Genomic DNA, 23,201 nt, shown 5'->3' with positions numbered 1-23,201 from the left:
CCCCGTGAACACGTCCGTGGTCACGGGGATGCCTCAGTCCTTGGTACGGGTGGGGCGGAGCAGGGCCTCGGCCAGGGCCAGCATGGTGTCCTCCAGCGCGCCCAGTCGCCTGGTGAGGTCGGCCGCGGCCGGCTCGACGATGCCGGTGACCGTACGGGCCAGCTCGTCGCGGTCGGGGCGCGAGCCCACCAGCTCGGTCAGCGCCTCGGCGGCGGCCGTCAGGCGGTCGGCCTGCTCGCCGGCCTGAGCGCCGAGCAGCTCCGGCAGCCCCAGGGACGCGGGCAGCCCGTCGACCCGGCGGCCGACCGCGTCGATGCGGCCGTCGATGGCGTCGAGGTGCCGACCGGTCTGCCCGGCGCTGGCGGCCAGCCCGGTGAGGTGGGCGTCGAACCCGTCGAAGCGGCCGCCCAGGTGCTCCTCGGCCTCTCCCAGCCGCTCGTCGAGCGCGTCGAGCTGGGTGTCGAGCTTGTTGAAGCGGCCCTCGCTGCGGTTGGCGGTCTCGCCGATGCGCTGGTCGGCGGCGGCCACCCGGTCGTCGAGCGCCGTGAAGCGGGCGTCGAGTCGGGTGCCGAGCGCGTCGAAGCGGTCGTCGTGGCGGCTCAGGTGGCCGTCCACCGTGCCGAGGCGCTGGTCGAGCGCGCCGAGCTGGCCGTCCATGTGGGTGAGCCGCGTGTCGACACCGCCCATGCGGCCGTCGAGGCTGCCCATGCGGCCGTCGAGGCCGTCGAGGCGGGTGTCGATGTCGGCCAGGCACTCGTCGGTCGACTCCAGCCGCCCGTCGAACCCGGTGAGCCGGGTGTCCAGACCGGCCAGCCGGCCCTCGACCCGGCCGAGCCGGGCGTCCACGCCGGCGAGGCGGTCGGTCAGGCGCTGCTCGCTCTCGCCGAGCTGCACGGCCAGGTGCTGGTCGGTCTCGTCGAGGCGGGTCGTGAGGCGCTGCTCGATCGCGGCGAGGTGGCCGTCGAGGCGTTCGTCGGTCTCCCGCAGGCGGACGGTCACCCGCGCGTCGGTCTCCTCCAGGCGTGCGGTCAGCCGCCTGCCGGTCTCCTCGACGCCGGCGGCGGTCTCGTCGAGCTTGGCGCTGAGCCGCTGGTCGGTCTCGTCGAGCCGGGTGGACAGGTTGCGGTCGGTCTCCTCCAGGCGGGCGGTGAGGGCGCGGTCGGTCTCCTCCAGACGTGTGGAGAGGGCGCGGTCGGTCTCGTCTAGGCGGGCGGTGAGGTTGCGGTCGGTGTCGCCGAGGCGGGCGGACAGGCTGCGGTCGGTCTCCTCCAGGCGGGCCGTCAGCCGTTGGTCCGTCTCCTTGAGGCGGGTGGTGAGGCGCTGGTCGGTGGCGTCGAGGCGGGCGGTGAGCTGCTTGCCGGTCTCCTCCAGGCGGGCCGCGCCGTCGTCGAGGCGCGCGGTGAGGCGCTGCTCGACGGCCTCGACCTGGACGGAGAGCCGTTCGGCCGTGCCGGTCAGCCGGTCGTTGACGCCCTCGGACAGCTCGCCGACGACCGCCTCGACCTGCTCGGTGCGGGAGCTCAGCTCGGCCACGGACCTGTCGAGCCTGGTGAAGCGGCCCGCCGCGGCCTCCATCCCGGCGTGAAGATTGGCCAGCATGCCGGCGAAGTCGGACATCCCCTTGGTGATGCCGTCGGTGGTCTCCAGCACGGACTGCAGGCGCTTGAGCGCCTCGTCGACGTTCTCGCCCACGGTGCCGAGATCGGCCCAGAGGCTCGGCAGCTCGGACACCGGGGCGACGCGGGCGTCCACGTGGCCCACCCGGTCGCCGACGGCGTCCACGTGGTCGCGTACGGCCTCGACGTGCTGTGCCAGCCCCTCCGCCCACATCGGCGGCTTGGCGGAGATGTCCTCCAGCCGCCCGTTGACCGACTCCAGAGCGCCGCTGAGGCCGCCCAGCTCGCGCTCGCGCACCTCCCGCAGCAGCCACTCCATGCCTTCGAGCCGCTGGCGGATCTCGTCGAGGACGGCCCCCTGCGTGCGCTGCTCGTAGACGTGGTCCTGTGACGCGCGGTTGAGCAGGTCTCGCATCCTCTCGGAGACGTTCGTGTAGCCCCCTGCCGTGAGAAGGGTCGTGTGGTTGGAATTGTCCACCGAAAGGCTCCTTCGCTCGCCGGCGGTCTGTTGCGCAGCGGTGGGATAGGTCCGGTTTGCAGTGAAATGGCGAGAACGCGACAACCGCATCAGGGGGAGAACTCCCGCCCGCCAACCTTAGCCCCTCGATCAAGGTCCGGAAGCGTCGAATGGAAAGATCGTGGTTGGCGAGAGATCGACCGTTATCCGTGGTCAGGCACTTGGGGAGGTGTCGCAGATAAAGGCATATGGGCGCTCCATAATGCGAGTCAGGATGATTACCGCTGACTTTTCCCCATTGAGTCGCAAGTCGGCTCGGAGCCGTTCGATGTCGAGAGCAGAGCCGCGCTTCTTGATGGTGACATTTCCGATTTGTCGCTCACGCAGCGCCGCCCGGAGTTTCTTCAGCGAGAACGTCATCACCTCGTCCACGGCGTAACGCGCGGCCCACGGGGTGTCGATCGGCTCGTCGGCGGCGATGTAGGCGATCTGCTGGTCGAGCAGCCGCCCGCCGACCAGGCCGGCCACCTCGCGCACCAGGTGCGCCCTGATCGCGGCGCCGTCGGGCTCGTAGACGTAGCGGCCCAGCGCGCCGACCGGCGCCAGGCTCTCGGGGCCGGTGGCGGCCAGGGTGTGCCCGCCGGGCAGCAGGGTGGCGCGGCGCATCGAGCGGCTGCCGGGGCCGGTCCAGATGGCCGCCTCCTTGACCTCCCCCTTGTACGAGACCCACTCGGCCTCGGCGGACTCGGGGATGTAGGAGTAGGGGATGCCCGGGGCGACCTTGACGCAGGCGCGGTCCGCCCGCGCCACCAGGTCGAGCACCGTCGGCCACGGCGGAGAGTACGCCAGAGGATCGAACGTGCGGCCCCGCCCCGTCCGCCTGGCCGGGTCGGCGAAGAGCGCGTCGTAGTCCTCGGGCCGCACCGCCCCCGCGTTGCCCACGACCACGCTCACCCGGTCGGCGACGCCGAGCGCCTCGGCGTTCGCCCTGGCCACGGCGACGGTCAGCGGGTCGATGTCCACGGCGGTCACGGTGCAGCCCGCCCGCGCCAGGGCGAGAAGGTCGCCGCCGACGCCGCAGCAGACGTCGATCACGCGCGCTCCTGCGAGGCGGCGGGCGCGGTGCTCGGCCACCTCCTTGCGGGTGGACTGCTCCAGGCCGTGCGGGGTGAAGAACATCACCTCGGCGTCCTCGCCGAACTTCGCCCGCGCCCGTTCGCGGAGCGCCGCCTGGGTGAGCGCGGCCGAGGTGAGCGCGGCGTCGTACGTGCGGCGCAGCCTGGTGGCGGCGGCGACGGGATCGGCCCCCGTGGCGGTCAGCTCCACGGCCTCGGCGAGCGCCTGCCGGCCGCGGGAGGTCAGGAGCTGTCGGAAGGCGTCGAGGTCCACGTTGCCCGACGTTATCGCGTCGCGGAACCCCTCGTGACGCCGCTCGTGACGGTCTCCGTAGTGGTCGCGGCGGCGTCCCCGGCGGCGCACGAGACGGCGGGGGTGTCGCCCAGGGACAGCAGGAGCTTGCGGAGCAGGGCGGCCAGGGCGTCCTGGTCGTCCGCGGAGAGCCCGGACAGCAGCCGGGCCTCGTTGGCCGCGTGCCGTTCGAGCACGTCGTCGGCCACCCGCCGGCCCTCTTCGGTCAGCCCGACGAACGTCATCCGCCGGTTGCCCGGGGCCGGCCACCGATCGACGAGCCCGCGGTCGAGCAGGTGGTCGATGCGGTTGGTGAGCGCGCCGGGGCTCACCATGGCGGCGGCCGAAAGGTCCTTCATGCACATCCGGACGTCCTCGGCGCGCCGGAGCGTGGCGAGCACGTCGAACTCCCACGCCTCCAGTCCGTGCTCGGCCAGGAACTCCCTGGCGGCGCGGTCCAGCAGCCGGGAGGCGCGCGTGACCCTGCCGACCACGCCCGTGGGGGACACGTCGACGCCGGGCCGCGCCCGCGCCCACTGGCCGATGATCTCGTCGACCGCGTCGATCGCCTCGTCCATGCGCTCGATCCTACGACATTGAAATGTTCGACGCCTGGCGCTATCTTCGGCGTGGAAGACTTCGATGTCGAACTTTTTGAGGTGAGAGTGATGCGGGTTCTGGTGATCGGCGCGACCGGTTACATCGGGGCGGCCGTCGTGGAGCGGCTGGTCGCGGGGGGCCACGAGGTGATCGCGTACGTACGCCCGCCGGCCGACGGCGCGAGGCGGGTGCCGGCGGCGTCGGGCGAGCGGTACGGCGACCTGTCGGACCCTGCCGCGCTGCAGGCGGCACTGGAGCCGGGTGTCGAGGTCGTCGTGCACGCCGGGCAGCTCACCGGCGACCGTGAGACCGACCTCGCCGTCGCGGGTGTCCCGGCCGCCGCGGGGGCGCGGATGGTGTACCTGAGCGGCGTGTGGGTGCTCGGCGCGGTCGACGGGGGCGACGAGGACAGCCCGGCCCGGCCGATTCCGCTCGTGGCGTACCGGGACGAGGTGGAGCGAGTGGTGCTCGGCGGCGGCGGCTCCGTCGTACGGCCGGGCGTGGTGCACGGCAGGGGCTCCGGCATCCCCGCGCTCCTTCGCGGCCTGGCCGCCGAGCGCGGCACCGGAGTGTACGTCTCGGCCGACGGCACGGCGCCCACCTGGACCTTCGTGCACGTGGACGACCTCGCCGAGCTCGTCGCGGCGGTCGTGGAGCGCGGCGGGGCGGCGGTCTACCACGGCGTGAGCGAGGAGGCCGTGCCGCTCACGGACGTGGCCGAGGCGGCGGCCCGCGCGGCCGGCGTCAAGGAGGTCGCCGAGCCCTGGCCGCTGGAGGAGGCCGCGAAGGCGCTCGGGGCCGGATTCGCCGAGGCCCTGGCCCTCGGCCAGCGGGTCGGCGCGCCGCGCACCCGCCGCGAGCTCGGCTGGACCCCGACCCGGCCGGGGATCGTCGCCGAGCTCACCGAGGGCTCGTACGCCTGATCGACACCCGTTGTTCCGATCGCTGTCAGCAGACGCGGACGCGTTCGTGTTGACTGTCAAGGCCCTCTTGCATATGTTTCCTGTTGGCACTCTCCCCTTGAGAGTGCCAACGTGCGACGAGGCAGGTCTGACACCCGCGACGGCAGGCCCAGCTGGTCGCCTCTTCTGATCATTCACATCTGAAGGGGAGGTCCGATCGTGACGACCGCCACCAAGGTTCCCGTTAAGCCGCTCGGCGACCGCATTGTGGTTCAGCCGCTTGAGGCCGAGCAGACCACGGCTTCCGGCCTGGTCATCCCTGACACCGCCAAGGAGAAGCCGCAGGAGGGCCGAGTCCTCGCGGTGGGTCCGGGCAACTGGGACGAGGACGGCGAGAAGCGGATTCCGCTCGACGTCTCCGAGGGCGACATCGTCCTCTACAGCAAGTACGGCGGCACCGAGGTCAAGTACAACGGCGAGGAGTACCTCGTGCTCTCCGCCCGCGACGTTCTCGCGATCATCGAGAAGTAGGCCGGATGCGTCGAGCCCCGGGCGCTTTAGGGCGGCCGGGGCTTTCGACGCCAGGAGAGGACTTTCAGCATGGCGAAGATCCTGGAGTTCGACGAGAACGCGCGGCGCGCCCTGGAGCGCGGCGTCAACGCCCTCGCGGACGCCGTGAAGGTTACCCTCGGCCCGCGGGGCCGCAACGTCGTCATCGACAAGAAGTTCGGTGCGCCGACGATCACGAACGACGGCGTGACCATCGCTCGTGAGATCGAGCTGGAGGAGCGCTACGAGAACCTCGGCGCCCAGCTCGCCAAGGAAGTGGCCACCAAGACCAACGACATCGCGGGTGACGGCACCACCACCGCGACCGTCCTGGCCCAGGCCATGGTCCGCGAGGGCCTGCGCAACGTCGCCGCCGGCGCCTCGCCGCTGTCGCTCAAGCGCGGCATCGACAAGGCCGCCAAGGCGGTCAGCGACAAGCTGCTCTCGGTGGCCCGCGAGGTCGGCGACAAGAACGAGATCGCCAACGTCGCCACCATCTCCGCCCAGGACGCCAAGATCGGCGAGCTGATCGCCGAGGCGTTCGACAAGGTGGGCAAGGACGGTGTCCTCACCGTCGAAGAGTCCAACGCCATGGGCATGGAGCTCGAGTTCACCGAGGGCATGCAGTTCGACAAGGGTTACCTGTCGGCCTACATGGTGACCGACCCCGAGCGCATGGAGGCCGTCCTGGAGGACGCCTACATCCTGCTCACCCAGGGCAAGGTCTCCTCCATCGCGGACTTCCTGCCGCTGCTGGAGAAGATCGCCCAGACCAAGAAGCCGCTGCTCGTGGTCGCCGAGGACGTCGAGGGCGAGGCCCTGGCCGTCCTGGTCACCAACAAGATCCGCGGCACGTTCACCTCCGTCGCCGTCAAGGCCCCCGGCTTCGGCGACCGCCGCAAGGCGATGCTGCAGGACATGGCCATCCTCACCGGCGGCCAGGTCGTCAGCGAGGAGGTCGGCCTCAAGCTGGAGCACGTCGGCCTGGAGGTGCTCGGCACCGCCCGCCGCGTCGTGGTGACCAAGGACACCACGACCATCGTCGACGGCGCCGGTGACGCGCAGGCCATCGAGGACCGCGTCAAGGAGATCAAGCTCGCCATCGAGCAGTCCGACTCCGACTGGGACCGCGAGAAGCTGCAGGAGCGCCTGGCCAAGCTCGCCGGCGGCGTGTGCGTGCTGCGCGTCGGCGCGGCCACCGAGGTCGAGCTCAAGGAGAAGAAGCACCGCCTTGAGGACGCGATCTCCGCCACCCGCGCGGCGATCGAGGAGGGCATCGTCTCCGGCGGTGGCTCCGCGCTCATCCACGTCGGCAAGGAGCTCGACGACCTCGGCCTGAGCGGCGACGAGGCCACGGGCGTCGGCATCGTCCGCCGTTCGCTGGTCGAGCCGGCCCGGTGGATCGCCGAGAACGCCGGCCTTGAGGGCTACGTCGTCACGCACAAGATCGCCGAGCTGTCCGCGGGTCACGGCCTCAACGCCGCCACCGGCGAATACGGCGACCTCATCGGCCAGGGCGTCATCGACCCGGTCAAGGTCACCCGCTCGGCCGTCCAGAACGCCGCCTCGATCGCGGGCATGCTGCTCACCACCGAGGCGCTCGTCGTGGACAAGCCCGAGGAGGAGGCTCCGGCCGCCGGCCAGGGCCACGGTCACGGCCACGGCCACTGATCGGCCTTCTTTCCGCTTCACCTGTCACGGCCCGCGTCCCGCTGCCGCCTTCGGGCGGAGGGGGAGGCGGGCCGCGGCGGTTTCCGGGGCTCCGGTGTCCCAGCGGCTTTCGCGTCTCCGGGACCCTCGCGTCTCCGGGACCCTCGCGTCTCCGGGACCCTCGCGTCTCGGGCTTTCGGGGCTCCGGAGCACTCGTTCGCGTCTCCGGGCCCTTGCGTCTCCGGGCTTGCGTCTCGGGGGCTTCGCGTCTCCGGGCCTCCGGCGAGCCCCCGGGCTCGGCGGGTGCGTACGCTGGGCGGCGGGAGGTGGCGGGATGCAGTACCGGCGGGCGGTGCAGCGGCTGCGGCGGCTCGCCGAGACGTGCGACCAGACGCGCCGGGTGGCGGCGGCGGAGCCGTTCCTGCGGGCGGCGTACGTCTTCGGAGGGCTGCTGGAGGGAGCCGACCCGGTGGACGCCCTTGAGGTGGTCCTCGTGCTGAACCTGCCGCCCGAGGAGGTGACCTGGGGCTCCCAGCCGCCCGGCACGGCCTGGCTCGTGGACTTCCTGGAGTTGGACAAGGGCGGGATCGCCTACTGGTGGCGCTCCCGGAGGGACCCGGTGTGGAACCACCACATCAGGGAGCCGGTGCGGTTCTGGTCCGTGGAGGAGGGGACGGACCAGGACGTGCTCGACGCCCTCCGCGACCGCCGCACCGCCCTGCTGCGGCGCGAGACCCCGGGCAGCGCCCAGGACGTACGGGCACGCACCGCCGAGGAGCGGGAGGCGGCGCTCGAACACCTGCGTGAGGTGCACCGCTCCTACTGGGACCGCAAGTGGCGCCGTGACCACCGCGGCATCGGCCGCTACCCCGAACACCATCTGTGGGAGGCCGTCGAGGGCTACCTGGAGCTCCTGGACCTCGGCGGCGAGGACGCCGACGGCGGCGACGAGTCTCGTTAGAGGCCGAGGGCGGAGTTACGTTCGGTTGGGGAAGTGTCGGAAAAGGTGGACTAATGGCGTAAACCGGCAGTGCGTGATAAGCGTCGGTCTCTGACAATTGTCGCGCATTTCGGCTTATCAGGTGAAACATTATGCCAGCCTAAAGGCTTAGTGTGATCAGTCGATTACTCCCCGTTATCGTCGCGTCAATGTGACCAATCCGTAGCCGTTCGCCATGACGACAGGCCGGATCAGTGAGGGCATCATGCCTATCGTGAGCGAGGGAAGCGTCGCCGACGCCAAAATTGGGGTAAGGCTCGCGTCGAGACTTCCGGCACGGACGGATGACTCCGACCTAAGGGAACTGACGAGCCTCGCCGTACAGGGGGATCGCAGCGCGATCGAATCCCTGCTCGGCGAGTTGCGTCCGATGGTGGTGCGCTATTGCCGCGCCAGGCTGGGCAGGGTTTCTGGGCAATATCACATTGCCGATGACGTGGCCCAGGAGGTCTGCATCGCGGTGTTGTCCGCGTTGCCGCGATACCGCGACATGGGGCGGCCGTTCGCCTCGTTCGTCTTCGGGATCGCCTCGCACAAGGTGGCCGACGCGCTGCGGAGCTCGGTGCGCTCCGCCGTGCCGACCCAGGACCTGCCGGACGGGCCGGACGAGGGCCCGGGGCCGGAGGAGACGGTGGTCCGCTACATCGAGGTCGAGCACGCCCGCCGGCTGCTCGCCCGGCTGCCCGAGAACCAGCGCGAGCTGCTGCTGCTGCGGGTGGTCTCCGGTCTGTCCGCCGAGGAGACCGGTAATGTACTCGGTATGTCACCAGGTGCCGTCCGCGTCGCCCAGCATCGGGCGCTGACCAGGCTGCGGCAGATGGCGGAGCTGGAGTCCGCTTGACGCCGGAGCACGAGACCGACGCGCTGTTCGATGTGCTCGGTCGTGGAGAGCTGCCCGGCCCCGGCTCGGGTCACGCCGGCGACCCCGCGGTGCGCCTGCTGGCCGCGCTGGTCGGTGACGTCCTCGACAGGGACGTTCCGGATCGGGACGGGCTGGGCGGGCTCTGTGCCCTGGGAGGACGGCCTCGGCTGTCCGAGGTCGGTGACGCGGGCCGGGGCCGCTCCTCAGAGTCTTCCGACGGTTCGCCTGATGATCTCGGTCAGCGACGCTCCTCCGTGTCGATGACGCCGTCGACGTAGCCCCTGGCGTATTCCCAGGTCACGTAGTCGGCGGGGTCGGGGTGGAAGGCCGGCTCATGCACCTGCGGCTGGCCTTTCTCGATCATCTGCCGGAGGTTGCCGCGCAGCAGCTCCCAGTCGAAGTAGTGCTGCTCACCGCATTCCGGGCAGTCGAGCACGAGACCCAGCACCCCCTGCGGTTCGAGCAGGGAGCGGAAGACCTCGACGTCGGCGAGGTCGGTGATGGCCTCGTCACGCTCGGCCGCGGTCAGTGGCTCCGCGTCGTCGAGCGCGCCCATCGCCGAGGAAGGGTCGTTCGGGTCGTCCGCGAACGGGTCGCGGGGGACGTCTTCCAGCACCTTCCCACCATATGACCGATGCGGCCCGCGCGGTGAGTATCTGACACCGGCGGTGAGTGTCCCGCACCGGTGACGGCCTTGATCCGGTCGTCCCACGGGCGGCGCGGAAAGGGCCCCCGCCCCTGGTCAGCTCAGCCAGCCGCGCCTGGTCGCCTCGACTCCCGCGTGGAAGCGCGTCTGGGTGCCCAGCTCGGACATGGCGTCGGCGAAGCGGGCGCGTACGGTGCGGACCGAGACGCCGAGCTGGCGGGCGATGGAGTCGTCGCACATGCCCTGGGCGGCCAGGCGCAGCACCTGCACCATCCCCTCGCCCTTGCGGCCCCAGGGGAGCGGCACCGCCCGTCCCCACAGCTCGTCGAACAGCGCGCGCAGCACGCCGACGACCACAGGGGTGCGGACCAGGTAGAAGTTGTAGGCGTGGTCGGGCAGGTTGCCGCCCCAGAACGGCGGCAGGCCCGCCACCTCCGCCCCGGCCGTCATGAACCAGCTCGGCACCCTGCGCAGGGTGCGCACCTGGCCGCCGGTCTCGATGAGCTCGGTGAGCTGGGCGCGGACGCCGGGCAGTGCGAGCGTGTCCACGGGAATGACCGCGTATACCGTGAGCAGTTTTCGTTTTTGCGCATCAATCCAGGGATCCGCAAATTTGCGAACAAAGTCAGTCATAGTGCGCTCATCGGGGATCGCCGTCACCAATTCCATCCCCGGCGACTGCACCGCGATGCCGACGACGCTTTCGTAGAGCACGTCCGCGCCGTTCGCGAGTTCGACCGTGAAGGATCCGCTCTGGTAGTCGCGGCCGGCGTCGTAATCGCGGATGAGGCCGCGGATCGAGCCGAAGGCGGAGTCGATCATCCGGCTCTCCTCGGCGAGCCGGTCGAGGCGCTGGGCGATCACCCGGCCGAGCGCGGCGGCGGGGTGCCGGGCGAAGTACTCCCCGGAGTGCTCGTCCACGACCCCGAGCTTGACCAGATCGTCGAGCTGGCGGCCGACCTTCTCCACGGGGTCGTCCATCGCCTGGGCGATGTCGGTGCGGGTGGCCCTGTGCAGGCGCAGGATCGCCGTGTAGAGCGCGCGCTGGGCCGCGTCCAGGCCCAGCGTCTCCAGCGGATCTGTCCGGGTGCGGGACTCGTTGCGCATGGTGGGCGGCTCCGTAGGGGGAACACGGCGTGCCGTGAGAATAACGCCGCTTGACGCCCTTGTCCGCTTCTTGCGACGACTGGCGGTTCCTCCGCGTCCACCGGTGCGCCCTCGTGCAGCTTCGTGCAACTGCACGTTTGGACATTGCGGCGCTGCCGGTGCGTAACGCAGGATTCACATAGCGTCGGCATCTCGTCAGAGTGCGGCAGCGCAGCCCATCAGGACGCGGAGGGGGGTTCGGTGGTGCGTGGCGCCGCGGCATTGGGTTGCCGGTGGCCGGGGGATGGGACGGATCACCGACCGTCCCATCCCCCGGCACTTTTTGTTGCGGTGGATGCCGGGAGTACGACGGGCCGTGGGGGTCATCGTCCTCCCGGCATTCGCGTGTCCGGCGGGCGCGATGTGCGAGGTCGGCGGTGCGCGTTTGGCGGCAGGCCATAGACTGAGGCCCATCAACGGGAACGGCAGAGGGGGCCGCAGCATGTCCAAGTTCACCGAGACAGGACTGACCTTCGACGACGTGCTGCTGGTGCCAGCCTATTCAGACCTGCAGCCGGGCGAGGCCGACACGACCTCCCGCCTTTCGCGCGGCATCACGTTGTCCATCCCGCTCGTCTCGGCGGCCATGGACACCGTGACCGAGGCCCGCATGGCGGTCGCCATGGCCCGGCAGGGCGGCATCGGCATCCTGCACCGCAACCTCGCGGTCGAGGAGCAGGCGCAGCAGGTCGACCTGGTCAAACGGTCCGAGGCCGGCATGGTGACCAACCCCGTCACCTGCAGCCCCGACGACACGCTGGCCGACGTGGAGCGGCTCTGCGCGACCTACCGCATCTCGGGCGTGCCCGTGACGGACGTGTCGGGCGCGCTCGTCGGCATCGTCACCAACCGCGACATGCGCTTCGAGACCGACCAGTCGCGCCCGGTGCGCGAGGTCATGACGAAGATGCCGCTGGTCACCGCCCCGGTCGGGGTGTCGAGGGACGACGCGTTCGCCCTGCTGCGGCAGAACAAGATCGAGAAGCTGCCGCTGGTCGACCCGGACGGCCGGCTGCGCGGCCTGATCACGGTGAAGGACTTCACCAAGAGCGAGCAGTACCCGCTGTCCACCAAGGACGCCGACGGCCGGCTGCTCGTGGGCGCGGCCGTGGGCGTCGGCGGCGACGCCGAGCTGCGCGCCAAGGCGCTCATCGAGGCCGGGGTCGACGTCATCGTCGTGGACGTGGCCCACGGCCACTCCAGGGGCCTGGCCGACATGATCGCCAAGGTCAAGGCCAACAGCAAGGTCCAGGTCATCGGCGGCAACATCGCCACCAGGGCGGGCGCCCAGATGCTGGTCGACGCGGGCGCCGACGCGGTCAAGGTCGGGGTCGGCCCCGGCTCGATCTGCACCACCCGGGTGGTGGCCGGGGTGGGCGCGCCGCAGGTCACGGCCATCTACGAGGCGTCCAAGGCCGCCGCGCCCGCGGGCGTGCCGGTCATCGGCGACGGCGGACTCCAATACTCCGGCGACATCGTCAAGGCCATCGCGGCCGGCGCCGACACGGTCATGCTGGGCTCGCTGCTGGCCGGCTGCGAGGAGTCGCCCGGCGAGCTGATCTTCATCAACGGCAAGCAGTTCAAGTCGTACCGGGGCATGGGGTCGCTGGGCGCGGTGCGCAACCGCGAGCGCGGCGGCACCTCCTTCAGCAAGGACCGCTACGCCCAGGGCGACATCAGCGGCGAGGACAAGTTCATCCCCGAGGGCATCGAGGGCCAGGTGCCCTACCGCGGCCCGGTGGCGGCCGTCGCGCACCAGCTGGTCGGCGGGCTGCGCCAGGGCATGTGGTACGCGGGATGCCGCACGATCGAGCAGATGCACACCGACTGTGAGCTCATGCCGATCACCGCGGCGGGCCTCAAGGAGAGCCACCCCCACGACATCCAGATGACCGTGGAAGCTCCGAACTATCACAGAAGGTAAGTTCATGACTCAGCAGGTGGAGATCGGCCGGGGGAAGACCGGGCGGCGGGCGTACGCGCTGGACGAGATCGGTCTGGTGCCCTCGCGGCGGACCCGCGACCCGGAGGAGGTCTCGATCGCCTGGCAGATCGACGCCTACCGGTTCGAGCTGCCCGTTGTCGTCGCGCCCATGGACAGCGTCGTGTCGCCGGCCACCGCCATCGAGATCGGGCGGCTCGGCGGCCTGGCCCCGCTCGACCTCGAAGGGCTCTGGACGCGCTACGAGGACCCGCAGCCGCTGCTGGAGGAGTGCGCGGCGCTCGACGCCGAGGCGGCCACCAGGCGGCTGCAGGAGATCTACGCGGCGCCGATCAAGGAGGAGCTGATCGGCCGGCGCATCGAGGAGATCCGCGCCTCCGGGGTCACCACGGCGGTCCGGCTGTCGCCGCAGCGCACGGTCCAATACCACAAGGCCGTGATCGACGCGGGCGTCGACATCTTCGTCATCCGCGGCACCACCGTCTCGGCCGAGCACGTCTCGGGGCGCGCCGAGCCGCTCAACCTCAAGCAGTTCATCTACGAGCTGGACGTCCCGGTCATCGTGGGCGGCTGCGCCACCTACACCGCGGCCCTGCACCTCATGCGCACGGGCGCGGCCGGGGTGCTGGTCGGCTTCGGCGGCGGCGCCTCGCACACCACCCGCAACGTGCTGGGCGTGGCGGTGCCGATGGCCACGGCGATCTCCGACGTGGCGGCGGCGCGGCGCGACTACATGGACGAGTCGGGCGGCCGCTACGTCCACGTCATCGCCGACGGCGGCATGGGCACCTCCGGCGACATCGCCAAGGCCATCGCCTGCGGAGCCGACGCCGTCATGGTGGGCTCGCCGCTGGCCCGCGCGGCCGAGGCGCCCGGCCGGGGCTTCCACTGGGGCTCCGAGGCGCACCACCCCGACCTGCCCAGGGGGCGGCGGGTGGAGTTCGGCACCGTGGGGACGCTGGAGCAGATCCTGCACGGCCCCTCCAGCGTGGCCGACGGCTCGATGAACCTGATGGGCGCGCTCAAGCGCACGATGGCTTCCACGGGCTACTCCGACATCAAGGAGTTCCAGCGGGTCGAGGTCGTCGTCTCGCCGGTCCAGCGCTGACCGCCTCACGACCGCGACGGCCCGCCTCCCGCTCACCGGGAGGCGGGCCGTTTTTCATGCGTGTGCTAACCTAGTGCTCCTAGGTAAGAAGCTAGAGACACTAGGAGGACGGGTGGCGCGAGCGGGGCTGACGGCCGAGCGCATCACGCGGGCGGCGGCCGACCTGGCCGACGAGGTCGGCTTCGACAACGTCACGGTGTCGGCGCTGGCCCGGCACTTCGGCGTCAAGGACGCGAGCCTCTACTCGCACGTCAAGAACCTGCGCGACCTGCGCACCAGGGTGGCGGTGCTCGCCGCCGGCGAGATGGTGGACCTCATCGCGGCGGCCGTCGCCGGGCGGTCGGGCAAGGACGCCCTGGCCGCGTTCGCGGGCGCCTACCGCTCGTACGCCCTGCGCCACCCCGGCCGCTACGCCGCCACGCAGAGCAAGGTGGACCTCGCGCAGGTCGCCGACCTGGCGCCGTTCCTGCGCACCGGCGAGCTGACGTACGGGATGCTGCGCGCCTACGACCTGGCCGAGCCCGACCTCACCGACGCGGTGCGGCTGCTGCGCAGCACCTTCCACGGCTACACCAGCCTGGAGGCCGTGGGCGGCTTCCAGCACTCCCGGGACGTGGACGCGTCCTGGGACCAGGCGATCGAGGCCCTGCACGTGCTGCTGACGCACTGGCCCAGGGCGAACGAGGAGGAACGATGAAGACCGGCACGCTGCGCGTCCCCGGCGCCGAGCTGTTCCACGAGGTGCGCGGCACGGGCCCGATGCTGCTGCTGGTGCCGGGCGGGGGCGGCGACGCGGGCACCTTCGACGGCATCGCCGACGTGCTCGCCCGCGACTTCACCGTGGTCGCCGCCGACCCGCGCGGCTACTCCCGCAGCCGGCTCGACAGCCCCGAGCCCGTGGACCAGCGGGTGGAGACGCAGAGCGAGGACTGCGCCCGGCTCATCGACCACCTGGGCGGCGGCAGCGCGTACGTCTTCGGCGGCAGCGACGGCGCGATCGTCGTGCTCGACCTGCTCGCCCGCCATCCCGGACGGGTGCGGCGGGCCGTGGTCCACGAGCCGCCGTGCGTGGCGGTGCTGCCGGACGCCACCGAGCAGCTGGGGTTCTTCGGCAAGGTGTACGAGATCTACCGGGCCGAGGGGCTGGCTGCGGCGGGGGCGTACATGAGCGAGGGCATCGGCGGCACGCTCAGGCCGCTGCCGGATCCGGCGACGCTGTCGCCCCGGGCCGCCGAGCGGGTGGTGAGGACGGTGGCGAACATGCCGCGGTTCATGGAGCACGAGCTGCGGCAGTTCACCGCGTACGAGCCGGACCTGGAGGCGCTGGCGGCCGTCGCCGACCGGCTGGTCCTGGCGGCGGGGCGGGAGACGCGGGGGCATCTGCCGTACCGGCCGGCGGCGGAGCTGGCCCGGCGGCTCGGGCGCGAGCTGACCGAGTTCCCCGGCGGGCACGGCGGCTACACCGAGGCGCCCGAGGAGTTCGCCGAGCTGCTGGCACGGACGCTGCGGGGCTGAGCCGCCTGCCGTAGCATGCGCGGGATGGCCGATCTTCAGCACACCCACGAGGTGGCGTTCGACGGCGACGTCGTCACCAAGCGCTACCGCGCCGGCGGTCCGGGCTCGGCCGAGCGGGAGTGGCGGGCGCTCACCCTGCTGGCCGAGCACGCGCCGGGGCTCGCGCCTGAGCCGATCGCGTTCGAGGCGGGCGTGGTGCGGATGAGCCGCCTCGACGGGGAGCCGCTGCGCGGGCTGCCCGTGACCGACGAGCACCTGACGGCCCTGGCGGAGGCACTGGCCGGGCTGCACGCCGCCGTTCCCCTGCCGGTGCTGCTTGACGTGCCCGTGCGGCCGTGGCAGCGCGAGGCGGTCCGCGACTGGCTGCGCGGGCAGGGAGCGCGGTGGCGCGCCCGCGACCCGCTCGCCGACCGGGCCGTGCGCGAAGGGCTGCGCTGGCTGGACGGGTGGCGGCCGGACGGGAGCGGGGTGCGGCCGGTGTTCGGGGGCGGTGACGGCAACCTGGCCAACTTCCTGTGGGACGGCGGCCGGGTGCGGGTCGTCGACTTCGAGGACTCGGGGCGGAGCGATCTGGCGTACGAGCTGGCGGAGCTGGCCGAGCACGTGTCCATGTGGGTGGACGGCCCCACGGACGTCGGGGTGGACCTCGTCGCCCGGTTCGGGCTGGGCGCGGAGGAGGAGCGGCGGCTGCGCGAGTGCCGCAGGGCGCAGGCGCTGGTCTGGCTCTTCCTGCTCGCGCAGGACGACCCGGACAAGCCGCGCAACCCGCCCGGCACCTTCCGGCGCCAGGCGGAACGGGTGCTGGCCCGCCTGGACGGTTGAGGCGCGCCGACGGCCGCGCCGCAAGCTCGGCGAGGCGCGCCTGAGGCTCAGCCCGCCAGGACGCCCAGCAGGTGGCTGACCTCACGGGTCACCGCGTCGCGGCCGGCCTTGACGTATTTGCGCGGATCGACCACCCGCTCGTCGTGGCCGAGGTAGTCGCGGATCGCGCCGGTGAACGCCTTGTTCAGGTGGGTGGCGATGTTGATCTTCTTCATGCCGTGCCGTACGGCGGCCCGCAGGGTGTCGTCCGGCACGCCCGACGAGCCGTGCAGCACCAGCGGCACCGGCACCGCCGCGCGCAGCTCGGCGATGAGGCCGAGGTCCAGCTCGGCGGACTTCGTGGTCATGGCGTGGGAGGTGCCGACGGCCACGGCGAGCGCGTCCACGCCGGTCCTCGCGACGTAGTCGACGGCCTCGTGCGGCTTGGTGCGCGCGCCAGGAGCGTGCACGCCGTCCTTGCCGCCGACCTCGCCCAGCTCGGCCTCGACCCACACGCCGCGTTCGTGGCACCAGGCCGCCACCTCGGCCGTGGCGCGGACGTTGTCCTCGTCGGGCAGGGCGGAGGCGTCGTACATGACCGAGCCGAGGCCCAGCTCCACCGCCTCCTCCACGAGCGCGCGGTCGGTGGCGTGGTCGAGGTGGACGGCGACCGGCACGGCGGCGCGCCGGGCCACCGCGAGCGCGCCCAGCGCGATCGGCTCCAGCGCCCCGTGGTAGCGGACGCAGTTCTCGCTGATCTGCAGCACGACCGGCAGGCCCAGGGACTCGGCCCCGGCGACGATGGCGGTGGCGTGCTCAAGCTGGATCACGTTGAAGGCACCCACCCCCGCGGGGGACTGACGGACGATGTCGCCGATGGCGGAGAGGGGCATGGTCGCTCCTTACGTGATGACGATCTGGGGAAGGATCGCGGCGTAGACGTCGCGGTCGAAGTCGCCGGCCACCGGGGCGGCCACCGCGGCCGCGCCGAGCGCCGCCGCCCGCCGCAGCCGGTCCGGCCACGGGGTCGCCTCGGCCAGGCCCAGTGCCAGCCCGGCGACCAGGGAGTCGCCCGCGCCGGTGGGGTTGCCGCGCACGGTGTAGGGCATCCGGGCCCGGAACGTTCCCTCGCCGGTGACGGCGAGCAGCCCGCCCGCGCCCAGGGACACCACGACCGACTCCGCGCCCCGCTCGCGCAGCGCCCGCGCGCCCTCCTCGGGGGCGCCGGGCACGGCCCTCGCCAGCTCCTCGGCGTTGGGCTTGACGATCGCGGGCCGGCCCTCGGGCGCGTGGCGCAGCGGGTCGCCGTCGGCGTCCACGATGACCGGCGCGGCGGTGAGGCCGCTGAGCGTGGCGTAGAAGTCCGCGGGGACGCCGCGCGGCAGGCTGCCCGAGAGCACCACCACCTCGGCGTCGGCGGCCAGCGCCGCGTAGTGCCGGGTGAAGGCCGCCAGCTCCTCGCCCGTGACCTCGGGGCCCGGCTCGTTGAACAGCGTCGTCGCCGGCCGCTCGCCGGTCTCGGAGACCGCGAGCGTGGTGCGGGAGTCGCCCGCGACGGCGAAGACCGCGCTCGGCAGCTCCGCCGCCCGCAGGTCGTGCTCGATCGCCTGCCCGGTGGGCCCGCCGGCCAGGCCGGTGACCAGCACCTCCCGGCCGAGCGAGGCCAGCACCCTGGCCACGTTGACGCCCTTGCCGCCCGCGCGCCTGTGCACCTCCCCGACCCGGTTGACGCCGTCCCATTCGACGGCGGGCACCTGGTAGGTCACGTCGAGCGCCATGTTGAGCGTCACCGTGAGGATCATCAGGGCTCCGTCGTCCAGACGCCGTCCTTCATGACCGCGTCCACCTCCAGGTCGGGGGAGAGCACGACCAGGTCGGCGGCCTTGCCGACGGCGATCGAGCCGATGCTCCCCGCCAGGCCGAGCACCCGCGCGGGCGTCAGCGAGGTCACCTGGACGGCGTCGGGCAGCGACAGGCCGAGCTCGCGCACGGCCCGGCGGAAGGCGACGTCCATGGTGAGGGTGGAGCCCGCGATGGAGCCGCCCTCGGCGAGCCTGGCCACGCCGTCGTCGACGCGTACGCGCATCGAGCCGAGCCGGTAGTCGCCGTCGCCTAGCCCGGCGGCCGACATGGCGTCGGTGACGAGCACCGTGCGGCCGGGCCCGGCCACCTCGTACGCCAGCCGCAGCATGGCCGGATGCACGTGCACGCCGTCGTTGATCAGCTCGACCGTCACCCGCTCGTCGTCGAGCAGGGCCGCGATGGGGCCGGGCGCGCGGTGCCCGAGCTGCGGCATCGCGTTGTAGAGATGGGTGGCGAGGCTCGCGCCCGCCTCGATGCCGGCGATGGTCAGGTCGTAGTCGGCCTCGGTGTGGCCGATCGCGGCGATCACGCCCTCGGCCACGGCCAGCCGGATCGTGTCGAGCGCCCCGGGCAGCTCGGGCGCGATGGTGAGCATGCGCACATGCCCGCGCCCGGCCTTGACCAGCTCCGCGAACTCCTGCGGCGACGGCTCGCGCAGCGCCGCCGGGTCGTGCGCGCCGCACCGGCCGCGCGCGATGTAGGGGCCCTCGAAGTGGATGCCGGCCAGCAGCCCTTCCTCGCAGAGCTCGGCCAGCGCCGCCGCGGCCCGCGCCAGCGCCTCGGGGGCGTCGCTGACCAGGCTCGCCATCGTGGTGGTGGTGCCGTGACGCCGGTGCAGCGCCACGGCGGTGCGCGCCTGGTCGAGGTCGCCGGTGGGGAAGGAGCCGCCGGCGCCCCCGTGGTTGTGCACGTCCACGAAGCCGGGCACGACGTGCCGGCCGCCCAGGGCGAGGCCGGGGCCGGGAGCGCTGCCCTGGCCGACGTGCGTGATCCGGCCGTCTTCGATGGTCAGCCACCCCTCGTGCACACCTTCGGTGGTCACGATCCGGGCGTCGGCGAGAGTAAGGCTCATGGAGAAAGGATCACAGATCGCGTGAGGTGCATGGGCTCGTCGGGGTTGAGCCCGGCGGCGAAGGCCCGGGCGACCGCCACGCGCTGGGCGCGGATCAGCTCGGCCATCGGGTCGAGTCCGCTCTCGACGAACGTCGCGCCGGTCCGTTCGACCTGCGCGCGCAGGCCCTCGGGGGCCTCGCCGAGCATCCAGGTGACGCGGCCGGGCGCGCCGATGCTGATCGGGCCGTGCCGGTATTCCATCGCCGGGTACGCCTCCGTCCACGACCGGGACGCCTCGCGCATCTTGAGCGCCGCCTCCTGCGCCAGCCCGACGGTCCAGCCCGCGCCGAGGAAGCTGAACTGCTCGGCCTCCACCAGCTCGGCGGGCAGGGGAGCGGCCACGGCCTCCTCCGCGTCGGCGACGGCCTGGGTCAGGTCCTCGCCGAGGCTCGCGCGCAGCAGCGCGAGCTGCGTGGTGGCGAACCTGGTCTGCACGACCGACCGCTCGTCGGCGTAGTCGAGCACGACGACGTCGCCGGCCGCCTCCATGATCGGCGTCTTGGGGTCGGCGGTGATGGCCGTGGTCCGCGTGCTGATGCGGCCCAGCAGGTCGAGCACCTCGGTCGTGGTGCCGGAGCGGGTCAGCGCGAGCACCCGGTCGTAGGCGCGGCCCACGGGGAACTCGGAGGCCGCGAAGGCGTCGGTCTCGCCCTGCCCGGCCTGCTCGCGGAGCGTGGCGTAGGCCATCGCGATGAACCACGAGGTGCCGCAGCCGACCACGGCGACCCGCTCGCCCTCACGCGGCAGCGCGTCCGCGGGGACGTTCGCGACGGCGCGCCGCCAGCACTCCGGCTGTGACGCGATCTCGGCTTCGGTGTGGGTGGTCACCCGGCCTCCCCAGGATTGATTGTTTCTGCACCTTTTATAGCAGGAAAGTGCACATTTGGGCAGTGGTGGCTCCACCCCTCCCGGTGTGCCACGCTTGCTGCGGACCACATCCGCTAGGAGGCCCCCGTGTCCCGCTACGACCGCTGGAACGCCATCCTCGAACTGCTCGCCCAGGAGGGGCGGCTGACGGTGGAGGAGGCGGCCCAGGCGCTCGAGGTGTCCACCGCGACCATCCGGCGGGACTTCGACCAGCTCGCGCAGCAGCAGATGCTCATGCGCACGCGCGGCGGCGCGGTCGCCCAGAGCGTCAGCTACGACCTCCCGCTGCGCTACAAGACCGCCCGGCACGCCGACGAGAAGAACCGCATCGCCACCGCCGCCGCCGAGCTGGTCCCGCCCGGCGCGGTGGTCGGGCTCAACGGCGGCACCACGACCTCCGAGCTGGCCCGCACCCTGGCGATCCGGCCCGCGCTGGAGAGCGGTTTCACCGTCGTCACCAACGCGCTCAACATCGCCGCCGAGCTGACCGTACGCCAGCACGTCAAGATCGTGGTGACCGGCGGGGTCGCCAGGCCGCAGTCGTACGAGCTGATCGGCCCGCTCGCCTCCGGCGTCCTGGAGCAGGTGACGCTGGACATCGCCTTCCTCGGCGTGGACGGCCTGGACGTCGAGCTGGGCGCCTCCGCGCACCACGAGGGCGAGGCCAGCGTCAACAACCTGCTGATCAGCAGGGCCGCGCAGGTCGTCGTGGTGGCCGACTCCTCCAAGATCGGGAAGCGGGCGTTCTCCCGCATCTGCCCCATCACCAGGATCGACACGCTGGTCACCGACGACCGGCTCTCCGACGAGCTGGCGGGCGCGCTCAGCGACGCCGGGGTGAAGGTCGTACGCGCCTGAGGCTTATCTGTGGGTATGTAGGGGCTCAGGACGCTATCAGGGAGTGTTATGGCCTCGGGGATGGGTGCGGCCAGGCTCGGTCCAGCCGAGCGCGCCGCGGCGCTGGAGCGGATGGCCGAGCGGGAGCTCGACGTGGTCGTGGTCGGCGGCGGAGTGGTGGGGGCGGGGGTCGCACTCGACGCGGTGACCCGCGGCCTGGACACGGGCCTGGTGGAGGCGCGGGACTTCGCCTCCGGCACCTCGTCCCGTTCCTCCAAGCTCATCCACGGCGGGCTGCGCTACTTGGAACAGCTCAACTTCGAGCTGGTGCGCGAGGCGTTGCAGGAGCGCTCGCTGCTGCTCCAGCGCATCGCGCCGCACCTGGTCAGGCCGGTGCCGTTCCTGTTCCCCCTGACGCACCACCTGTGGGAGCGGCCGTACGTGGGGGCGGGGGTGGCCCTGTACGACACGCTCGGCTTCGCCTCGGGCCTGACCCGGGGCGTGCCCGGCCACCGGCACCTGTCGCGCTCGCGCGCGCTCCGGCTGGCCCCGGCGCTGAAGAAGTCCGCCTTCACCGGCGCGGTCCAGTACTGGGACGCCCAGGTGGACGACGCCCGCTTCGTGATGATGACGCTGCGCACGGCGGCCGCGTACGGCGCCCACGTCGCCCCGCGCACCCAGGTCGTCGGCTTCCTGCGCGAGGGCGAGCGGGTCACCGGCGTACGCGTCCGCGACCTTGAGTCCGGCGCCGAGCAGGAGATCCGGGCCCAGCAGGTGGTCAACGCGACCGGAGTGTGGACCGACGACATCCAGGAGCTGGTCGGCGGGCGCGGCCAGATCCACGTCCGGGCGTCCAAGGGCATCCACCTGGTCGTGCCGCGCGACCGCATCCACTCGCTGACCGGGATCATCCTGCGGACCGAGAAGTCGGTGCTGTTCGTCATCCCGTGGGGCCGCCACTGGATCGTCGGCACCACCGACACCAGCTGGACGCTCGACAAGTCGCACCCGGCCGCCTCCCGCGCCGACATCGACTACCTGCTCGACCACGTCAACGCGGTGCTGTCGACGCCGCTGACCCGCGACGACGTGGAGGGCGTCTACGCCGGGCTGCGCCCGCTGCTGTGGGGCGAGTCGGACGAGACGTCCAAGCTGTCGCGCGAGCACGTCGTCGCGCATCCGGTGCCGGGGCTGGTGATGATCGCCGGCGGCAAGTACACCACCTACCGGGTGATGGCCCGCGACGCCGTGGACGCCGTCGCGCACGGCCTGGACCAGCGGGTGCCGCCGTCGTGCACCGACCGCGTCCCGCTGGTGGGCGCCGAGGGCTACCAGGCGCTGTGGAACTCCCGGCACCGCCTCGCCCACTCCTCCGGCCTGCACGTGGCGCGGATCGAGCACCTGCTCCAGCGCTACGGCTCGCTCATCGACGAGGTGCTGGAGCTGATCGAGCGGGACCCGTCGCTGGGCAGGCCGCTGACCAAGGCCGACGACTACCTGCGGGCCGAGATCGTGTACGCCGCCACCCACGAGGGCGCCCGGCATCTCAACGACGTGCTGACCCGGCGCACCCGCATCTCGATCGAGACCTTCCACCGCGGCGCGGCGGTCGCGCAGGAGGCCGCCGAGCTGCTGGCCGGCCCGCTCGGCTGGACCGACGAGCAGGTCAAGCGGGAGGTCGAGTACTTCACCAAGCGTGTCGAGGCCGAACGCCGCTCCCAGGAGCAGGACTCCGACCAGGAGGCGGACGCGATCCGGCTGGGCGCCCCGGAGATCGTCCCCGTCGTCGTCCCGGAGCGGGCGTGAGCGGCGGCGAGCCGTCACGGCGGCTCTCCGACCCCCGCGAGCTGCTGGAGGGCTATCTCGACCACTACCGCGCCGAGGTCCTGCGGCTGCTGGAGGGCTTTCCCGACCCCGAGGTGAGCCGGGTGCCGTCCGGCTGGACGCCGGTGGCGATGCTCAAGCACCTGGCGTCCATGGAGCGGCGCTGGTTCGTGTGGGACCACGCGGGCGAGCCGGTGGACGATCCCGACGACGACCGCGACGAGGCCGGCGACCTCGCGACCGACGAGTCCTTCGCCGAGGTCAGGGCGTTCTACCTGGCGCAGTGCGAGCGTTCACGCCAGGTGGTCGCCGCGGGGCGGCTGTCGGACCGGGCCTCGCGGATCGGCCGCTTCCGCGAGGAGGAGCCGCCGACGCTGGGGTGGATCATGTTCCACGTGCTGGAGGAGTACATGCGGCACGCCGGGCACCTCGACATCGCCCGCGAGCTGGCCGAGGCGGAGGAGCGGGCGGCCCCGGGGGCCGCCCGCTAGCGAGA

Annotated in this window: 22 protein-coding genes; 13 read left to right on the top strand and 9 right to left on the bottom strand. The window is 72.2% G+C overall.

All coding sequences use genetic code 11. The features are described from left to right. Window positions 1-33: 33 nt before the first annotated feature. The 3 genes from ACBR40_RS32605 to ACBR40_RS32595 all read right to left on the bottom strand — a co-directional run bounded on the left by ACBR40_RS32605 (window position 34) and on the right by ACBR40_RS32595 (window position 4,058). Window positions 34-2,094: a hypothetical protein gene (locus ACBR40_RS32605; protein ID WP_371251236.1), complete on the bottom strand. Its 2,061-nt coding sequence runs from the start codon at window positions 2,092-2,094 to the stop codon at window positions 34-36. A gap of 192 nt (window positions 2,095-2,286) precedes the next feature. Further along, entirely contained in the window at window positions 2,287-3,462 is a 1,176-nt protein-coding gene (locus tag ACBR40_RS32600; protein ID WP_344216727.1) for a methyltransferase domain-containing protein, read from the bottom strand. 11 nt (window positions 3,463-3,473) lie between these two features. After that, window positions 3,474-4,058, bottom strand: a complete 585-nt coding sequence (locus ACBR40_RS32595) for a MarR family winged helix-turn-helix transcriptional regulator (protein WP_371251235.1) — start codon at window positions 4,056-4,058, stop codon at window positions 3,474-3,476. Window positions 4,059-4,148: 90 nt separating this feature from the next. On the opposite strand from ACBR40_RS32595, the gene ACBR40_RS32590 reads away from it, so the two are divergent. The 5 genes from ACBR40_RS32590 to ACBR40_RS32570 all read left to right on the top strand — a co-directional run bounded on the left by ACBR40_RS32590 (window position 4,149) and on the right by ACBR40_RS32570 (window position 9,022). After that, window positions 4,149-5,003, top strand: coding sequence for an NAD-dependent epimerase/dehydratase family protein (locus ACBR40_RS32590; protein ID WP_371251234.1), 855 nt, complete (start codon window positions 4,149-4,151; stop codon window positions 5,001-5,003). A gap of 195 nt (window positions 5,004-5,198) precedes the next feature. Next, a complete protein-coding gene (gene groES, locus ACBR40_RS32585; protein WP_211212579.1) occupies window positions 5,199-5,513 on the top strand; it encodes a co-chaperone GroES in 315 nt (104 codons plus the stop codon). A gap of 69 nt (window positions 5,514-5,582) precedes the next feature. Beyond that, the gene (gene groL / locus ACBR40_RS32580) at window positions 5,583-7,202 is read left to right on the top strand and encodes a chaperonin GroEL (protein ID WP_344216733.1); all 1,620 of its coding nucleotides are present in this window, start codon (window positions 5,583-5,585) and stop codon (window positions 7,200-7,202) included. Window positions 7,203-7,515: 313 nt separating this feature from the next. Beyond that, window positions 7,516-8,142 carry a hypothetical protein gene (locus tag ACBR40_RS32575; RefSeq protein ID WP_371251233.1) on the top strand — a complete coding sequence of 209 codons (627 nt, stop codon included), beginning with the start codon at window positions 7,516-7,518 and terminating at the stop codon, window positions 8,140-8,142. 244 nt (window positions 8,143-8,386) lie between these two features. Next, window positions 8,387-9,022 carry a sigma-70 family RNA polymerase sigma factor gene (locus ACBR40_RS32570; RefSeq protein WP_329592664.1) on the top strand — a complete coding sequence of 212 codons (636 nt, stop codon included), beginning with the start codon at window positions 8,387-8,389 and terminating at the stop codon, window positions 9,020-9,022. Window positions 9,023-9,281: 259 nt separating this feature from the next. Here the strand turns inward: ACBR40_RS32570 and ACBR40_RS32565 are convergent, their stop codons facing one another. After that, entirely contained in the window at window positions 9,282-9,659 is a 378-nt protein-coding gene (locus ACBR40_RS32565; RefSeq protein ID WP_329585425.1) for a DUF5319 domain-containing protein, read from the bottom strand. Window positions 9,660-9,785: 126 nt separating this feature from the next. Further along, on the bottom strand, window positions 9,786-10,796 hold the full coding sequence (locus tag ACBR40_RS32560) for a helix-turn-helix domain-containing protein (protein ID WP_344216738.1): 1,011 nt from the start codon (window positions 10,794-10,796) through the stop codon (window positions 9,786-9,788). Between the two features lie 481 nt (window positions 10,797-11,277). On the opposite strand from ACBR40_RS32560, the gene guaB reads away from it, so the two are divergent. From guaB to ACBR40_RS32535, 5 genes are all read left to right on the top strand, one after another. Next, the gene (gene guaB / locus ACBR40_RS32555) at window positions 11,278-12,759 is read left to right on the top strand and encodes an IMP dehydrogenase (protein WP_344216740.1); all 1,482 of its coding nucleotides are present in this window, start codon (window positions 11,278-11,280) and stop codon (window positions 12,757-12,759) included. Window positions 12,760-12,763: 4 nt separating this feature from the next. Further along, window positions 12,764-13,885, top strand: a complete 1,122-nt coding sequence (locus ACBR40_RS32550) for a GuaB3 family IMP dehydrogenase-related protein (RefSeq protein WP_344216742.1) — start codon at window positions 12,764-12,766, stop codon at window positions 13,883-13,885. A 112-nt stretch (window positions 13,886-13,997) separates the two neighbouring features. Next, the gene (locus tag ACBR40_RS32545) at window positions 13,998-14,582 is read left to right on the top strand and encodes a TetR/AcrR family transcriptional regulator (protein WP_371251232.1); all 585 of its coding nucleotides are present in this window, start codon (window positions 13,998-14,000) and stop codon (window positions 14,580-14,582) included. Further along, window positions 14,579-15,400, top strand: coding sequence for an alpha/beta fold hydrolase (locus ACBR40_RS32540; RefSeq protein WP_371251231.1), 822 nt, complete (start codon window positions 14,579-14,581; stop codon window positions 15,398-15,400). Before ACBR40_RS32545 ends, ACBR40_RS32540 begins: the two co-directional genes overlap by 4 nt. 24 nt (window positions 15,401-15,424) lie before the next feature. Then, window positions 15,425-16,222 (top strand): phosphotransferase family protein, encoded by a 798-nt coding sequence (locus ACBR40_RS32535; protein WP_371251230.1) that lies wholly within the window; start codon window positions 15,425-15,427, stop codon window positions 16,220-16,222. A 47-nt stretch (window positions 16,223-16,269) separates the two neighbouring features. Here the strand turns inward: ACBR40_RS32535 and ACBR40_RS32530 are convergent, their stop codons facing one another. Genes ACBR40_RS32530 through ACBR40_RS32515 form a run of 4 tightly spaced genes read right to left on the bottom strand, consistent with a single transcriptional unit; the run spans window position 16,270 to window position 20,005 of the window. Next, window positions 16,270-17,094 carry a ketose-bisphosphate aldolase gene (locus ACBR40_RS32530; RefSeq protein ID WP_371251229.1) on the bottom strand — a complete coding sequence of 275 codons (825 nt, stop codon included), beginning with the start codon at window positions 17,092-17,094 and terminating at the stop codon, window positions 16,270-16,272. Window positions 17,095-17,103: 9 nt separating this feature from the next. Continuing rightward, window positions 17,104-18,003, bottom strand: coding sequence for a 1-phosphofructokinase family hexose kinase (locus tag ACBR40_RS32525; RefSeq protein WP_371251228.1), 900 nt, complete (start codon window positions 18,001-18,003; stop codon window positions 17,104-17,106). After that, window positions 18,003-19,136 (bottom strand): N-acetylglucosamine-6-phosphate deacetylase, encoded by a 1,134-nt coding sequence (nagA, locus tag ACBR40_RS32520; RefSeq protein WP_371251227.1) that lies wholly within the window; start codon window positions 19,134-19,136, stop codon window positions 18,003-18,005. The genes ACBR40_RS32525 and nagA overlap by 1 nt, the downstream gene beginning before the upstream one ends. Beyond that, on the bottom strand, window positions 19,133-20,005 hold the full coding sequence (locus ACBR40_RS32515; RefSeq protein ID WP_344216756.1) for a sugar isomerase: 873 nt from the start codon (window positions 20,003-20,005) through the stop codon (window positions 19,133-19,135). Before ACBR40_RS32515 ends, nagA begins: the two co-directional genes overlap by 4 nt. Window positions 20,006-20,131: 126 nt before the next feature. On the opposite strand from ACBR40_RS32515, the gene ACBR40_RS32510 reads away from it, so the two are divergent. The 3 genes from ACBR40_RS32510 to ACBR40_RS32500 are packed head-to-tail and all read left to right on the top strand — an operon-like array spanning window position 20,132 to window position 23,196. Next, window positions 20,132-20,902 carry a DeoR/GlpR family DNA-binding transcription regulator gene (locus ACBR40_RS32510; protein ID WP_344216758.1) on the top strand — a complete coding sequence of 257 codons (771 nt, stop codon included), beginning with the start codon at window positions 20,132-20,134 and terminating at the stop codon, window positions 20,900-20,902. Between the two features lie 48 nt (window positions 20,903-20,950). Next, window positions 20,951-22,687: a glycerol-3-phosphate dehydrogenase/oxidase gene (locus ACBR40_RS32505; RefSeq protein WP_364461411.1), complete on the top strand. Its 1,737-nt coding sequence runs from the start codon at window positions 20,951-20,953 to the stop codon at window positions 22,685-22,687. After that, a complete protein-coding gene (locus ACBR40_RS32500) occupies window positions 22,684-23,196 on the top strand; it encodes a DUF664 domain-containing protein (RefSeq protein WP_344216762.1) in 513 nt (170 codons plus the stop codon). The genes ACBR40_RS32505 and ACBR40_RS32500 overlap by 4 nt, the downstream gene beginning before the upstream one ends. Window positions 23,197-23,201: the final 5 nt, after the last annotated feature.

It is taken from the genome of Nonomuraea sp. AD125B (assembly GCF_041402765.1).
In the GTDB taxonomy this organism is placed as follows: domain Bacteria; phylum Actinomycetota; class Actinomycetes; order Streptosporangiales; family Streptosporangiaceae; genus Nonomuraea; species Nonomuraea bangladeshensis.
This window is presented reverse-complemented; position numbering and strand designations above follow the sequence as displayed.